At 72.6% G+C, this 394-nt stretch carries 1 protein-coding gene; it reads right to left on the minus strand.

From position 1 onward, the window contains the following. A partial coding sequence (locus L995_RS16220; RefSeq protein ID WP_047472632.1) for a helix-turn-helix domain-containing protein occupies nucleotides 1-394 on the minus strand: 394 nt, incomplete at both ends.

The raw sequence follows: 394 nt of genomic DNA on the forward strand, positions 1-394 counted from the left end.
GGCGAAGAAGGCGCGTCCCGTGGCCGACCACAGCAGCGACATCACCGAGCCCACGCGCACATTGACGGTGACCGGCAGGCCCGGCTCCTCGAAGCGCACGATGGTCGGCCCCAGGTTGCCCATCACGGCCACGAAGCTGGTGACCTGCAAGGCCTCGCGCAGGTGCAATAGGGCAGGCTCGGCCAGGCGGATGGGGTCGGACTGCCGCATGGCGGCCAGGCCCACGCGCATGGCCTCGGCCGCCAGCGCGTACTGCGTGCCGCCACGGTCCTGCTCCACCAGCCCCTCGGCCATCAGGCTGGCCAGGTAGCGGTGGACCTTGGCCGGGCTTTCCTCCACCGCGCCCGCGATGGCCGTGAGGCTGGCGCGTCCGCCCAGCGTGGCCAGGGCCTTG

It is taken from the genome of Delftia sp. ZNC0008 (assembly GCF_000799035.1).
Lineage (GTDB): Bacteria > Pseudomonadota > Gammaproteobacteria > Burkholderiales > Burkholderiaceae_C > Comamonas > Comamonas tsuruhatensis.